This window comes from Marinobacter sp. R17 (assembly GCF_003789045.1).
Taxonomy (GTDB): domain Bacteria; phylum Pseudomonadota; class Gammaproteobacteria; order Pseudomonadales; family Oleiphilaceae; genus Marinobacter_A; species Marinobacter_A mangrovi.
The window spans coordinates 43519-57598 of the sequence record NZ_RHGZ01000032.1; the positions used below are offsets into that span (position 1 = coordinate 43519).

The following is a 14080-nucleotide window of genomic DNA, read 5'->3' on the forward strand; positions in this document are numbered from 1 at the left end:
TCAAAATTAAAGCGCCACGACCCCATTAATTGACAGGGACCACTGGTCCAGAGGGCCGCGTCGGCACACCCACACTTCCGATACTAGAACACGTAGACCACTTCACCGAGAATGTCCGTGGACGGCACAAAACCCCAAACCCGGCTGTCCGCCGAATTGTCCCGGTTGTCTCCCAGGAAGAAGTAGTGCCCCGGCGGCACAACCACCTGGACCGGAGGCAGCGGACCACCGGGATCCAGCCTCTGGACGAAATAGGACTCGCCGCCCAGTGATTCCCTGAAAACGTTACCCAGACGGTTGCGATAGGCCAATTCCCCTCGTACCGCCTGGCCGTTGATCGAGATGTGCCCGTCAACAACCTTAAGCCGGTCGCCAGGCAGCCCCACCAGTCGCTTCACATAAGGCGTCGTTTTATGAGGTGGATAAAACACGTATACCCCGCCTCGCTCAAGGTTTGGACCGCCCTGGGATTCGCCGTCGGTCAGTTGAATGCCGAAGGTCCCGTAATGGCCATATCCCATCTTGCTGACAATGATCCGGTCACCGGGCTTCAGCGTGGGGGCCATCGAGCTGGCCGGAATGGTGAAAGGTTCGTACAGGAAGGCCCTGAGCAGGAATATCGCACAGAAAGCCACACCATAGATGGCCGGTATTCCCCACCATCTGGAATACCAGGGTCTTGGCGTCGATGGGTCATAATGCCTGATCGAAAAATACGCGTGGACCGGGCAGATCACACTGAAAGCCAGCCCCCAAAAACTGCCGAGCGACCAGTCAATGACCGCCACCACCACAACCGCGGCAAAATAGATCCAGAACAGCATCAAACGATTCACGTACAGGAACGTGAACGGCTGGAGCAGCACGCCCAGAACGATGGCAATCCAGGCCTTGGGTATCCAGGCGCTTTTCATGGGTCCTTCCTTTTCAACAGTCTGTGCCGGGCCGGCAGTGATCACCCGCGGCCCCGATACCAGCAGGTCAACCGCTACTCGACGGCGACACCCAGCTTCTCGCGAACCTCGGCTTCAAAAGCCTTTCCCGACGTCATGGCCATTTCATCGGGACTCAGAGCGATCAGTCCTTCGTCCATCAGTCGGGTCAGCACATCATTATCCACGGCCCAGACGATGGCCGTCTGATCGCTGGTAGGCAGGGTTACGAAACGCGTCTCCAGGGAGCGATTCCGGGCCATCCGGTTGGGCAGCCTCATTACGGCGCCCAGATCATACCAGTCGCCGTAGTTCTCCGCTTGCTGGCGATAGGTGTTGCCATCCATGACCGCCTCCAGGGCCTTAGGGCTCATCGCTGGCTGGCATCAAAGCAGGCCAGTCAATACTACATATCCCGATTATCCCCTGTCCGGAATCACCTCTCAGCATCCCCAGGTTGTCCCACAAAGCGTCACGGACTTGATCCAGATTAACGTGTCACCTCCCGTTTGGTGGTTTCATGGCGCATAGGGGACGACGCCGCTTGGAGATGAACACTCATGCCGGATACCGGCTCGTCTCTGTCAGCCCACTGCGATAGGCGGAGCACGATCGTGAAAACCGTCGCCAGTATCAGTCTCGGATCGTCCGACGAGGATTACACGGTCGAAGCCCACTTTCTCGGCGAAGCCGTCAAGGTGATTCGTCTTGGCGCCGACGGCGACCTGGAAAGAGCCGGCCAGCTGCTGGAAAACGTCCGGGCCCAGGCGGACGCCATCGGTCTGAGTATTCCAGACACCGCCAACAGCACGCTTCCGGCCAACAGAAGCGCCCAATTCGCCTACCTGAAACAGAGGACGCCGGAAGCCTGCATTGGTACCGGGGAAGACCTGCGCGGCCTGTTGCAGGAATGGGCGGTTCGGCACGTGCAGACCACTCTGGAGCATTTCTTCGATAACGCCCGGGTGCTCATCCTGGACGGCCGCAGCGGTTATCCGATCGTCCGCGCGCTCGGCGAACACACCGACAACCTGAGCTTCGCCAATCCCTGGCTGGATTTTGGTATCCCCCGGATGCTGACTTCGATCGAGCAAATGAACGTGTATTCGGAATTCGCCGGCGCACTGCTCGAGCGCCCGGTCACCCAGTGGGTTCGCCGCACCGTAGCACACAGCCCCCTGTGGCAACTGGGCAAACCGCTGGCCGACGGCGCCCTCCATCATGCGATCGCGGAGTCCCACGTCATCGTGGCCAGCCCGAATCACCTGCAATCGCTGGAAGACACCGACCTGGATGGCAAAACCATCATGACATCGCGTGTCACCGACAAGACGCTTGCCTGGATGAAAGCCCACAAGGTGGCGATGGTGGTGGACGACAGCCCGTGGCTGGAGGGTCGCCCAGTCGGTGTGAACGTTCTTGAAGCGCTGATCTGTGCGACGACCTCCCGAAGCCCGGAACAGCTGAGTGACGACGATTATCTCCAGGCCATCCGCGCCACGGGCATTGAGCCCCGGGTCCTGTATCCGGACGGCTATCGCCGGGTGAACCGGTTTGCCTTCGTGATTCACCCGCTGTCCCAGCAATACCTCACCAAAACCCACCCGCTGGACTGGATTGCCGAGGTCTCCCCCAAGCCGATCATGAACCTGGTGGAAAAAGCGGTGGCCTACACCCCACCCTTCGTCTATTCCAAAGTCTCTGGTATCCGCTCGCCTACCGGGGACGAAGCCGAAGGCTGGCTGATTACCGTCGGCGGCACGCCCCATGAGATCATGGCCCACCGCCCGGAGTTCACCTACGAGCGCCTGTTGGCCGCGGCCCGGCTGGGCAAAAAGCTCGGGGCGCAGATCATGGGGCTGGGCGCATTCACCAAGGTGGTGGGCGATGCCGGCGTGACCGTGGCCCGGCGCGCGCCCTTACCCATCACCACCGGCAACAGCTACAGCGCCTCCGGTGCCCTCTGGGCGGCGCACGAAGCGGCTCGTCGCATCGGTCGGGTGCGTGTGGGTGACAGTGGCAGGCTCGCCGGCAATGCCATGGTCGTCGGCGCGACGGGCGCCATCGGATCCGTGTGCGCCCGGTTACTGGCGAAAGCCGTCGAGAACCTCTACCTCGCCTCACCCGAGCCGGCCAAGCTCCTCGCCCTCAAGGAAAGCATCGAACGGGAAACCCCGGGCGCCCAGGTGCACCTGGCGGCCGCAGCGGACAGGGATGTGGCGAATATGGACATGGTCGTTACCGCCACCTCCGGCGCCGGCAAGCGCATCCTCGACATCATGAAGGTCAAGCCAGGGTGCGTGATCACGGACGTGGCGCGGCCCCTGGACATCCCCGCCGAGGACGTCGCCAAACGCCCGGACGTCCTGGTGATCGAATCCGGCGAGATCGAACTGCCCGGCAACGTTCAGATGAAGGACATCGGATTGCCGCCCGGCATCGTCTACGCCTGCCTCGCCGAGACCATCGTGCTGGCGCTGGAGGGCCGCTTCGAGAACTACACTCTGGGCCGCCACATCGAGTGGGAGAAGGTGCAGGAGATCTACAAGCTGGGCCTGAAACACGGCATGAAACTGGCAGCGATTGCCGGCGTGAACGGCACGTTTACCGAGGAGGACTTCGAGCGGGTTCGGCGGCTTTCGGATCCGGCATTATCGGATTGATCAGAATTAAAGCGCCACGCCCTCATTCCTTGCTTCAGTATCCTTTACCTATTTCAGCTTTTACCGCATCACCCCCAACATCTGTCGGGTACCCGTCACCACCACTCACTGCCATGATCGCCCGAATCATTATTGCAGACTTGAGGACAGACTATGTGGAGCTTGGAAAAAACAACGCTCTGGACAATGACATTCCTTGCGACGGCCGCACTGAGTGCATGCGGTGGCGGCGGCAGTGCGACGGGCACGTCGAGTAACAATGACGGGGATACCAAGACACCCACGTTTACGGTGTCTACAAGCATTGGCGTCGTGCCTGGATTGACAGCGCTGACGCCCTCAACGGTCGAATCGACGACTGTGGCATCGAGCTTGGCGGTCGATCCCAGCGGTCGATACGCCTATGTCGCGGGTTCAGACATCGATCAATACACCATTCAGGCCAATGGCAGTCTGGCGCCGATGAGCCCTTTGAGTGTCAGTGCCGGCTCCTCACCGAGGAATATTGCCATCGACCCGACAGGCCAATACGCCTATGTCACGAACAACTTCTCTTCCAACGTATCGCAATTTTCTATTGAAGCAGACGGCAGCCTGAAGGCGCTGGACCCCGCGACGATCGATGCCGGCGTCGGGCCGTCCGGCATAGCCGTCGATCCGACCGGCCAATATGTTTACGTCACCAATGCCAACGCCACTGACAACACTGTCTACCAGTACAGCATTGGAGCCGACGGCACCCTGAGCCATTTAAGCCCCCAAAAAATACTCGCCGGCTCCGGCCCCGTATCCGTCGTCGTTGACCCGAGTGGTCAATACGCCTATGTCGCCAACCAGAACGTAGGCACCATCTCCCAATTCGCGATTGGCGACGACGGCACCCTGACGGCGCTGAGCCCCAAGAACGTCAATTCGGGCTCGCTCCCTCGTGAGATTGCCATGGATCCAACCGGGCACTTTGTCTATGTGGCAAACGGAAACGATAACACCCTCTCCCAATACACCATCGGGAATGACGGACAGCTGACGCCTATAAACCCGGCGACCGTCGCCACAGGCAATTCCCCCGAAAGCATCACCGTCGACCCAACAGGTCAGTATGTCTTCGCGGTGAGTACGAACGACGACATGATTTCCCAGTACGACATTGGGGCCGACGGCAGCCTAACCGCCCTGAGCCCCGAGTCTGTCGCGACGAGCTCCGGTTCTGGACATTCCATTACCGTCGACCCGACCGGACAGTACGCCTACGCAACCAACTTAACCAATTCCGTCATTAACCAATACGCCATCGATGCCCAGAGCGGCGGCACCATCAGCCCAACCAGCGCGACAGTGGCGGAAGGCCTGACAACAACCTTCACCCTGACGCCGGATTCCGGTTTCACCGTGGATCACGTTACTGGCTGCGACGGTGCCGAGTCGGTCAATACCTACACAACGAACAGTGTGGTCGAGGACTGCACGGTGACGGCTTATTTCTCGCATTGAATAAAGGACGATGTTGAGCGGGTTCGGAGGCTTTCGGGTCGGTATAAAAGCGCTACGCGCCATTTACAGGACCGGAGCCTCCTGCCCCATGAACATCCTGACTCGCCAACTACTGGCCCGCTTCAAACCAGAACTCGATCTCATCCGTCTCCTGATCAAACTCCGCCGCATGCTCAACCCCGGCGGGCACGTGATACCAGTCGCCGACGCCGTAACGTTCCGTCCGACCTTCGATGAACAGCTTGAGCTCACCGCGGATGATGACGCCGTGGTTGTCCGTTTCGTGGGTATGGGGTGGGATTCGGGTTCCGGCGGGGTATGACGCAAACAGAACATCGGCGCCGTTGGCCGCCAGGCATTAGGCATCAAAGCGCCCGTCATAAAGTGGCAGCGTGCGAATTTTCTCCGGGTATTTCCCTGGCATCTTTCACCTTCCTTGTAGGGTCGATATTCCAATCAGTGGCCGCGAGACATGACTTGTTCCTGACAGATTGACAGCGACCTCAATACATCAGCCTCAATTCTTACGACCATCCGGGACTGAAGCGTGATCATTCCGAGGCGAATTGATCAACATTAAAGCACTACGACCCCATTAATTCACAAATTCACTGGATGAAATTATTCTGCAAGACGAGTTACTCGAGCAATCTGTCTCCACTTGTGCTAGAAAAAGACAAAACGCAAGACCTGATCCTCAAGGGCTCAATCTTGCTCAAGATTTAGTCACAACTATACTGTCACAGGCCATCATTAACAAAGTAATGGTTTGGCCAACCTTTTATACGTCAGCACCAATCAATAACGAAAAAAAGCTGGCCAACTTTATCATTTCGAATATTCAATCAACCCGCTGCAATATGGACTTTTAATGAGATCAAAAGGATTTTTGAAAACCACTGCCCCCCTATTCTGCTTATTATTCAGCCAATTTTCCATGGCTGCCGGCAACACTACGCTTTATGCAGTCTACGAGTATCTATTGCCTGGACCCAAAGGCACCTTACAAATGACTCAAGTGGGCATTACCAAAGACGGCAAAAAGGCCTGCAACACTATATTAAGAGGCCTAAAAGAAGGGCAAAGGCGCAGCCGCTCTGCAAACAGAGTTCGAATTAAAAGTTCCAAGTGCTTACCTGAATTACCGGATAATTTGAAGGGAATCACCAATCTCACCCCTTTAAAAGACGGATACTATATCCACCGGACTGTCAGAAGTGGCAGTGCCAAGTTCGTATTTATAGATGTCATGTTAGGGGTCGAGCGATTTTACCCTGAAAACACATGTAGCGTGCTGGAAAACATGTATAAGAAAAAATACCCAGACGCGGTATGCGTCGGACCAAGAAAGGAGCTGATTTTCCTTAGCGATAATGGCAAACAGGCTAAAACCGAAAAAACGAAATGCGTGGACGGATTCCCGTTGCAACGAAAAACATTCGATAGGACTCACCTTTGCCAGTACGGTGTTCTGAATTGCAAAAAATCTTCGTCGAAGCACGGTTCCAGTGCTGTTGTATATTGTGACTTAGAGAGTGAGGAGGCTTGCAATCGTAAAAGAAAATGGAAGACAGCTCAACAATACGTCGGTATCGACAACAACCTTGAATTTGTCAAAACATCGCAGAATATGAACATAAATAATGGTAAAACTATAAAAAAATTCTGTCTAACATATAATGACTAACCTCACTCTATTTAACGCAACTTAAAGAGCCCTTTTAATTCGTTAAAAATGCAACTAATCGACCTTCTATGACCGAATCAAACACTTCCACACTATTTCTTTTAGCGTTGAATCTCGCTGTTTTTATCGCCGGCATCACAGTGATCTATACGATTAAAAGACTGACTTCACGAATCCGAAGCGGATCTCTCCGAGTAGGCGGTTTTTGTGTTTTAGCTTTAAACGCAACACTTCTAGCAATTGCTTTAACCAAAATTTCACAGCTTAAAAATACACCCGCTACAACCGGGGTCGAAGGATTTTTAAGCAGCGCAGCTATGGGGGAATCAATTGGTAGAGTGATCGCTCCGGGTTTGATACTGCTGAGTATTATCTGGATTTATATATCAATTAGAGCCAAATTTACTCGAAACTCAGATTCGTCAGAACTTCACAGAGACAATCAAAAGCGATTGATTGATATCGGGAACCGAATTGCCACCGCGATTTTCTGGATAGTGGGCGGTGGCTTTCTTGTGATTTCGGCTCTGGCATTGATATTTGGTCAGTGATGTCTTTTAGCTAAACCGATAACGCCGCTCTGACACTACGTCCAGAGTCAACTCAGTTTCCTTTTACCAGCAACCCAGCATCGATCATTTTTTTCCGGACAAAAAGACCTGATTTAATATATTGTTCGTCATATTTTATATCTGGATTTTCACTCAACATCAGCTCCAAGAGCTTTCGTGACAACTGAAATTCACCCAGCTCTGCATAGGAGCGAACGCCAACGAGCATGGGGTCTCTGTCTTTCAGAATACCGTCATCCATAGAAAACGCCCGATTGAGCGCTTCAACGGCCTTCTCATGCTTCCCCCGGACATAATACGCCAGCGTCAAATTTCGATAAGCGTCGGCACTTTCCTGAAGCGTATTGGCCTTCTCTAAATACCTTACCGATTTATCATTGTCACCGGCTGCGAATGCTGCAAGTCCGGCCCGGGAATAACCCAAATACCAATCCGGATACCGCTTCATCGTATTCTCATAGGCAACCAGTGCCGACTCATAATCGTGCTGATAAAGCGGGACATCACCCTTTGCCAAATGAAGAACATCTTCAAATTCCGATGGTGATTTCAGGCCTTGCTCGATCGCTAACCTGGCCTTTTTGGGACGGTCGAGAGCGATGTACATTTTTGCCAGATGGTATTCATAGAATCCCGTCCCGGAACATTCAGGTTCTAGTTCCAGCCAGGCGTTTAGAGTCTTCTCAGTAATGCCAGCTCCGTTGCCGGCAAGAGATTCATACTGCCTTTTACAATTTTCCAGTCTCTCCCCACATACGGCGCCAACACCAAAGGAAAGTGCCAGTAGAAAAATCCCAACCTTTAGAACGTTCAAAATAACTCCTGACTCATATCTGAGGGTGCAATCCAATTTGCTCCCAAACCCAAAACCTAAGGCCTTCATCCCAGAGAGAACGAGGCCACTGCTAAACAAAGCGCAGGGCTAATTGCCGAACCATGCCCTTTGATAATTACTCACTCAAGCTCTTGATGACCTGGCTGCCAAGCTGCCGGGTATTCAGAGGATTACCGCTGCCGTTCAGGAGGCTGATGTTGAGCTTTCGGGCTAACTCGCGAAGTGCTGGTTTCGTGGGCACCTGAAGCGTTCCGGCCTTCTCGACCTCAATACTGCCATTCTCCCGTTCACGAACGGTGTAGGTCTCGAAACTTACCTCACTCACCGTCTTGAGTTCGGATCGTGGACGTTCAGTTCGGGCCAAGCGACTGAGCGGCAAGCTCCGCTTTCCGCCTCGGTCTGGCGACATGAGGTCTATCGCCTCCGCCACCGGCGCATTCAGAAGCGTCTCGATCTGCATCTCATCGGTGTTAACACGGAGAACAATGACCCGGTCGACAAACTCCATGGAGTTGGGGTTGAAGGCAATGTGTCCGCCCGCCCCCATCATGGCGGTCGTTTTGACGGAGATCCGCTCGCCGTCACCGCTGACGACGTCATAGCCCTGCTGATTTACCTCGGTGGCCATCTGCCCGTTGGTGATCAGCGCTGCGTATAGTTCGCCAATACGACCACAGAGATGACGCAACTCTGTCGGTGGCACTCCCCAGTTCAGCTCGCGCTCGAACCAGGCCATCGCGTCGCCCAGCGATTGGATGAGCTGCATTTGTGTTAGGGCCATAGGACCTCAGTTAATGTGCCTAAAATAGATCTGTCCCGGTTTTTGGCTACCGCTCAGTCAGGGCGAGCTGAATGCCCAAGCCTGCGAACGCTGCCGCGAAGCTCCGTCGTAACCAACCCTGAACCTTGGGTGATTCTATGACGACGGTCCGAAAGGCATGGGCGAGCTGCCCATAGATCGCGAAAACAACAAAGGTCATCGCCATGAAAACGCCACTCAGGCCCAGCAACTGAGCCAACGGCGACAGGGAATCCGTCGCAACGAACTGAGGCAGGAAGGCCAGGAAAAAGATCGTCAGCTTGGGGTTGAGGATATTCAGCAGGAACGCCTTGAGTACCAGAGATGCCACACCACCCTTGCGCCGCACGTCTTGAACGGAGAAAGCGCTTCGATCGCGCCACGTCGCAACAGCGAGGTACAGAAGATAGACAACCCCGGCATACTTGAGCATCTGAAACGCGACCGCGCTGGTATGCATGATGGCCGCCAACCCCAAAATAGTAGCCAGCAAATGCGGGACAATGCCAAGGGTGCATCCGAGAGAGGCAAACAGGCTTGCACGACGCCCATGCATCAGGCCAGAGGAAACGGTGAAAATGACACCGGTGCCTGGAATCAGTACGACAACCAGAGAGGTCAGCAGGAACTCAGCAGAGAACATGTGTGACGGTTCCTATATTGGGCTTAAACATGAAGACTCCCCACAAAATGGGCTGCCAGGGATAGCCAAAACGAACGATCCGCAGCCCAACGGTTACCCCACTTCAAACCAGAACTCAATCTCATACGTCTCCTGATCGAACTCCGCCGCATGCTCAACCCCCGCGGGCACGTGATACCAGTCGCCGACGCCGTAACGTTCCGTCCGACCTTCGATGAACAGCTTGAGCTCACCGCGGATGATGACGCCGTGGTTGTCCGTGTCGTAGGTATGGAGTGGGATTCGGGTTCCGGCAGGGTATGACGCAAACAGAACGTCGGCGCCATTGGCCGCCAGGCGGTAGGCATCGAAAAAAATAAAGCGCTACGACCCCATTAATTTCTCATCACTGGCTCAGCGTGCTCACCGACCTCTACAACCGGGGCGTCAAAGACATCCTCATCGCCTGTGTCGATGGCCATCCGTCCCGGTTTTTTCCTTTATGCATGCCACTTTCGATTTGAGTAACTCTAAATATTGGTTGTAGCACGTTCGCGCAAGCTGATACTGCTTCAAATTCGATATTCGAGCTTCTTCGAGATCAATTGGTTGCGTGCCTCCAAACCCGTACCTTACAGATAATTTCCCAAGAATCGGCTCATCTCGGTAAGTTCCATCCGGCTGTTCTTTCAAGTCGATTGCCTGCACCACACTCCGAGTCACAGCCTGCGTTATGCCTACCCCCAACCGCGGCCCAATTGCATGATTTACTCGATTTCTATAGTTAGAAGTTGCTTTTTGGTGCGTGTTATCGTTAATGGCCGAAAGTGATTCGAGAAAACCCTTTGATTCTGGCCAGACGGAGATAATTTTTTCGAGGCGCTTCTCCTTTTTTCGGCGGGGAAGGAACGTAGGCTTTTCATTGGGCTTCTTCGGATCTCCTTCCAGACGATCTTCATAGCCAGTCTCGCTGGATAATCGGATTTGATGAAACGCGTTAGTCGCGACGAAGGTGAAACGGTCTCTCACCGCACTCGGCTCAAGTAGGCAATGATGTACCAATGCCTCGACAAACTCTCTACGAACCGTCCACGCCTCATTTTCCCCGTAACTTCGAATTACATTATTCCAAGCGTGCCAGCGGTGTAGATCACCACACCAACGATTCATAATGTTCGTGAGTTCCCGCAGCTCATCCTTGACCATTTGATCTCCGAGAATGTGCCACTTGCGATTGTGGATGAAGTCAAAATCATAGGGAAGGTATGATTCGTTAGGCTCCAGTGTATTGCCTAGCTCTTCTAAATAGGCATCAATTGCCGAACGAAATAGATTTATTATTTCACAATCCAATGAACCTATCTCCTTGCCTGCCCTTCCAAATTTTCAATGCCTAACGCCCGGCTCACGCGCCGGTTTGGAGCCGCGAAGCGGAGGAAAATCGGTCGCTGTGCAGCCGATTGTTAGCGCAGTCTTTCATTACTAAACCCTACCTCTCGAAGTAATAGCCTGCCAAGCGAGGTGATTTTGTAGCCCTTAGTTTTTAGTTTAACCCCTCGACTCGACGCATCCATGTCAATGTCTTTTTCTAGCAAACCAAGGGATGCAAGATGCTCCTTATAGCTATTCTGCATTGTAGATTTGTCGAGTTCTGGCTGAGATGACAGAAGGTGTGCGGCAACTGGATTAAGTATGTGATCATGTTTCTCCCGAAAGTCCGTATCACAGCCCATGACGGGATTTAAATAAAATCTCAGCCAAATAATTTCAATATCATTCAGTTCGCCGAGAATACGAAGTAAATGCTTGGACTCATAGTGCTCTATATCATCTGAAGATATACTATTGGAAACAAGCGATGATATGTAACCTCGCCTTTCTTCTGTTAGCGACCTCGCAGCTTGCCGCAAGCTTTCCTCAACCAAATCTGTAAAATTCTCATCAGACATGTTTTGTTTAACAACGGCCTGCTCGATTTTCGACAATCTGCTTTCGAGAGCTTCTGCATATTTTACAATTCTATCTATTCGCTGATTTGGTATTACATTTCCGGCAATTTCTGCAAGTAATGACCCAGCGAAAGGAACAATACCAAGTGCCGACTTTGCAGCAGAAGCGACATAATCGGCACGAGAGTTCTGTAAAACGGTTCTTTCTTTATTAGGGTCCTCAGATTGATCCATGTAGTTTCTCTCCACGCGCTAACGAGGCTGTAGAAAAACCCTCGCCCCTTTTTACGATGGCGCTCCTACGTATAATCTGGACGTATTTCCGGTGTTGAGAATGCTCCAGATTCTAAGAATAGGCGCTATTTTCACTTTATTTTTTAACCAATTTCGGATCAAAAAATGTCCCGACCTTTTTCTACAGCCGCGTTAGATTCAATCATTCGTGACCTCCCTCGCGAATTTACGGATAAGGTGCTTATCGTTTACATCAGCAAAGAGCCGCTTTATTGCTTCATCATCAGGCTCGGAAAACTTTAGGAATTTTTTGCCGTAGACGCCATACTGACCATCCTTTTGTTTGTTCTCAAGATCTCTTAGTATTAAACGCACTTTCTCGCATGCTTCAATATATCTGAGTGCAATCCTAGGCAAGTCGCGGGTCTTTATGTTAGATATAATATACCTGTGTATCACGCGATTTCTTAACTTATACAACGAATTCAGCTCTTTGTGGTCATCGTCTTTAATGACATTATATTTAAGAGCGTCATCATATATTTTTCGCTCCATCAAGCCTCGTTCATCTTCTGCTTGGAAAAGATATTTTATCGGGACCTCGTCCGTCTGATTCTCCAGTTGGATGGCGATGACGATGCTCAATCTTAGAAATGCATCAATCTGATTGGCAGAAACGGCAATCACTTCCACAAATGAATCTGATTCTATCGCATTATCCAGAAAGTCGTACGATGCTGCCAATGCTCCTTGGAATCGATCAAACTTTTCCATGTCAGAGGCGAGTTTTCGGTCTCCGGGAGGGACAATAACCACCGATTTTAAAATTTCATCAACTAAGCGAAGTTCATCATTTATTTGTTCATCGTTATCAAGGCTTGCATCATGGATATATTTACCGATTAAAGCCTGATCTGCTGAAGCCCCATAAAACATGTGAACACAGAACTCTGAATCATCCATCCTGGAAGGTCGCCATCTAAGCTCTGGCACACCCTTTGGATACTCATCTGCAAGTTTAGGTGCTATTTCCCCCAGTGGATAACAGCTAATCTGAAAACACCCATTAGCGTTTTCATAGGGCTGAAAGCTGTATGGGGACCTTTCCTCCTCGCCTTCCACAACAGGGTTAAGGTATTGCCACTCTGTTGGAATTTGAATCAGGAATATCCCGTTGGGCTCTGTCCAATGCTTCATTCGGAATTCCTGCGAAAGATCTAACGCCGCTCAGCACGCGCGGCTGCGGAATAAAGGCGAAGCCGCAATGGAGTCCACGTCCGAGTGCATTTGTCTTGTTAGGACTCAACCTCAATTTCACCCTCTGAGGACGAAAGTGGCTGTATAGTCATTTCTACCGCCTCCACTTCGTACGCCTGTGCCAATTCTTGTGTAATGACTGGCTCCGAATATGGTGTTGCCGTCGCTTCGTAACTTCCTTCCTTCATGTCCCCAAGAAACTTGAGTGAGTCAGGCACATACTCTAGAGGTATATCGACAATAAATGATGAATCGCCCGTTGCTTCAATATTAGCTTTTTTCCCAGATAGCTCTATCTCTATACCAGTACTGGACTTTCTGAAGGGCGCTATCGTGCTTGTATCCCCAAAGTCGATATGCAGCAAACCGTCAAAATCAATGGGTTCTTTCGGTTTGCAGTTACAACTCGGGTCAGGATCAATCGTTTTTGAATCATCGTGATAGAACTTTGTGTGTTCCGTAAAATAGCTTTGCCAACTATTCTTGTGGAACCACTTTTTCTCCTGAAAAGTAAAATGATAATCGCGGAGTTTTTGGTATTGGAGGGCGGTATATTTGCCGCATTCTGGCGAAGGAAATACCACCGTTCGCTTCTCTTCTTGGACTGATTCCCAGTGGACTTCGGTCGTGAGTTTTTGCTTCGCAACAGCCTTTATTTGCCCAATACTTTTTAGACCTATTGAAGCTTCTAGCGAATCTTCAAATGCTGCCTTCTCCGACTCTTTAATCCCTGTCTTTTTTGATAACTCATACGTCAATGTAGCACCGCATTTGGAGCTGTCATGGATTATGGGCGACCAGTATTCAGCGACATTGCATTGGAGTACTGCATTTCCCCTATCCAACTCAATAGTGAAACTTGCAATGTCTCTCCGTCCCAGAAAATATTCAGCCATTTCATTCTCCTCCTAACCCGGATTTCTCACAGGGCATAAAAGAAAGCGGCTGAAAGTGTTAAGGTTTCAAGACCTTACCCAAGAAACCAACACCAACAGCCGCTTCCAAAATGGTACCTGAAAAACTGACCTTCACGCCACTC

Annotated in this window: 15 protein-coding genes; 4 read left to right on the forward strand and 11 right to left on the reverse strand. The window is 52.0% G+C overall.

The genetic code is table 11. The annotated features are described in order from the left end of the window. Nucleotides 1–83: 83 nt before the first annotated feature. Together lepB and EB809_RS18450 are read right to left on the reverse strand one after the other, a co-directional pair. Nucleotides 84–914, reverse strand: a complete 831-nt coding sequence (lepB, locus tag EB809_RS18445; protein ID WP_123636318.1) for a signal peptidase I — start codon at nt 912–914, stop codon at nt 84–86. A 74-nt stretch (nt 915–988) separates the two neighbouring features. Beyond that, entirely contained in the window at nt 989–1279 is a 291-nt protein-coding gene (locus tag EB809_RS18450) for a hypothetical protein (RefSeq protein WP_123636319.1), read from the reverse strand. A 267-nt stretch (nt 1280–1546) separates the two neighbouring features. Between EB809_RS18450 and EB809_RS18455 the strand changes: the two genes are divergently transcribed. Together EB809_RS18455 and EB809_RS18460 are read left to right on the forward strand one after the other, a co-directional pair. Next, a complete protein-coding gene (locus EB809_RS18455) occupies nt 1547–3595 on the forward strand; it encodes a dehydrogenase (protein ID WP_123636320.1) in 2049 nt (682 codons plus the stop codon). Nucleotides 3596–3748: 153 nt separating this feature from the next. Beyond that, the gene (locus tag EB809_RS18460) at nt 3749–5086 is read left to right on the forward strand and encodes a lactonase family protein (protein ID WP_123636321.1); all 1338 of its coding nucleotides are present in this window, start codon (nt 3749–3751) and stop codon (nt 5084–5086) included. Nucleotides 5087–5195: 109 nt separating this feature from the next. On the opposite strand, the gene EB809_RS21290 is transcribed toward EB809_RS18460, so the two are convergent. Then, nucleotides 5196–5441 carry a cupin domain-containing protein gene (locus EB809_RS21290; RefSeq protein WP_411711083.1) on the reverse strand — a complete coding sequence of 82 codons (246 nt, stop codon included), beginning with the start codon at nt 5439–5441 and terminating at the stop codon, nt 5196–5198. A 516-nt stretch (nt 5442–5957) separates the two neighbouring features. Here EB809_RS21290 and EB809_RS18470 point away from each other — a divergent pair. After that, a complete protein-coding gene (locus tag EB809_RS18470) occupies nt 5958–6773 on the forward strand; it encodes a hypothetical protein (protein WP_123636322.1) in 816 nt (271 codons plus the stop codon). A 68-nt stretch (nt 6774–6841) separates the two neighbouring features. Next, on the forward strand, nt 6842–7324 hold the full coding sequence (locus EB809_RS18475; protein WP_123636323.1) for a hypothetical protein: 483 nt from the start codon (nt 6842–6844) through the stop codon (nt 7322–7324). A 52-nt stretch (nt 7325–7376) separates the two neighbouring features. On the opposite strand, the gene EB809_RS18480 is transcribed toward EB809_RS18475, so the two are convergent. The 8 genes from EB809_RS18480 to EB809_RS18515 all read right to left on the reverse strand — a co-directional run bounded on the left by EB809_RS18480 (nt 7377) and on the right by EB809_RS18515 (nt 13937). Next, nucleotides 7377–8159 carry a tetratricopeptide repeat protein gene (locus tag EB809_RS18480; protein WP_123636324.1) on the reverse strand — a complete coding sequence of 261 codons (783 nt, stop codon included), beginning with the start codon at nt 8157–8159 and terminating at the stop codon, nt 7377–7379. 136 nt (nt 8160–8295) lie between these two features. Then, nucleotides 8296–8961 (reverse strand): DUF6998 domain-containing protein, encoded by a 666-nt coding sequence (locus EB809_RS18485; protein WP_123636325.1) that lies wholly within the window; start codon nt 8959–8961, stop codon nt 8296–8298. Nucleotides 8962–9007: 46 nt separating this feature from the next. Then, a complete protein-coding gene (locus EB809_RS18490; RefSeq protein ID WP_123636326.1) occupies nt 9008–9622 on the reverse strand; it encodes a LysE family translocator in 615 nt (204 codons plus the stop codon). A gap of 93 nt (nt 9623–9715) precedes the next feature. Further along, on the reverse strand, nt 9716–9979 hold the full coding sequence (locus EB809_RS18495) for a cupin domain-containing protein (protein WP_123636333.1): 264 nt from the start codon (nt 9977–9979) through the stop codon (nt 9716–9718). Nucleotides 9980–10060: 81 nt separating this feature from the next. After that, the gene (locus EB809_RS18500; protein ID WP_123636327.1) at nt 10061–10954 is read right to left on the reverse strand and encodes a hypothetical protein; all 894 of its coding nucleotides are present in this window, start codon (nt 10952–10954) and stop codon (nt 10061–10063) included. Between the two features lie 110 nt (nt 10955–11064). Beyond that, the gene (locus tag EB809_RS18505) at nt 11065–11784 is read right to left on the reverse strand and encodes a hypothetical protein (RefSeq protein ID WP_223808035.1); all 720 of its coding nucleotides are present in this window, start codon (nt 11782–11784) and stop codon (nt 11065–11067) included. A 198-nt stretch (nt 11785–11982) separates the two neighbouring features. Then, nucleotides 11983–12981 carry a hypothetical protein gene (locus EB809_RS18510; protein ID WP_123636329.1) on the reverse strand — a complete coding sequence of 333 codons (999 nt, stop codon included), beginning with the start codon at nt 12979–12981 and terminating at the stop codon, nt 11983–11985. Between the two features lie 98 nt (nt 12982–13079). Next, nucleotides 13080–13937 (reverse strand): hypothetical protein, encoded by an 858-nt coding sequence (locus tag EB809_RS18515; RefSeq protein ID WP_123636330.1) that lies wholly within the window; start codon nt 13935–13937, stop codon nt 13080–13082. Between the last annotated feature and the right edge of the window lie 143 nt (nt 13938–14080).

Bases quoted from the DNA above. Each gene is read 5' to 3' on its own strand.
- lepB (WP_123636318.1), bottom strand. From the start codon at position 914: ATGAAAAGCGCCTGGATACCCAAGGCCTGGATTGCCATCGTTCTGGGC.
- EB809_RS18450 (WP_123636319.1), bottom strand. From the start codon at position 1,279: ATGGATGGCAACACCTATCGCCAGCAAGCGGAGAACTACGGCGACTGG.
- EB809_RS18460 (WP_123636321.1), top strand. From the start codon at position 3,749: ATGTGGAGCTTGGAAAAAACAACGCTCTGGACAATGACATTCCTTGCG.
- EB809_RS18470 (WP_123636322.1), top strand. From the start codon at position 5,958: ATGAGATCAAAAGGATTTTTGAAAACCACTGCCCCCCTATTCTGCTTA.
- EB809_RS18475 (WP_123636323.1), top strand. From the start codon at position 6,842: ATGACCGAATCAAACACTTCCACACTATTTCTTTTAGCGTTGAATCTC.
- EB809_RS18485 (WP_123636325.1), bottom strand. From the start codon at position 8,961: ATGGCCCTAACACAAATGCAGCTCATCCAATCGCTGGGCGACGCGATG.
- EB809_RS18490 (WP_123636326.1), bottom strand. From the start codon at position 9,622: ATGTTCTCTGCTGAGTTCCTGCTGACCTCTCTGGTTGTCGTACTGATT.
- EB809_RS18505 (WP_223808035.1), bottom strand. From the start codon at position 11,784: ATGGATCAATCTGAGGACCCTAATAAAGAAAGAACCGTTTTACAGAAC.
- EB809_RS18510 (WP_123636329.1), bottom strand. From the start codon at position 12,981: ATGAAGCATTGGACAGAGCCCAACGGGATATTCCTGATTCAAATTCCA.
- EB809_RS18515 (WP_123636330.1), bottom strand. From the start codon at position 13,937: ATGGCTGAATATTTTCTGGGACGGAGAGACATTGCAAGTTTCACTATT.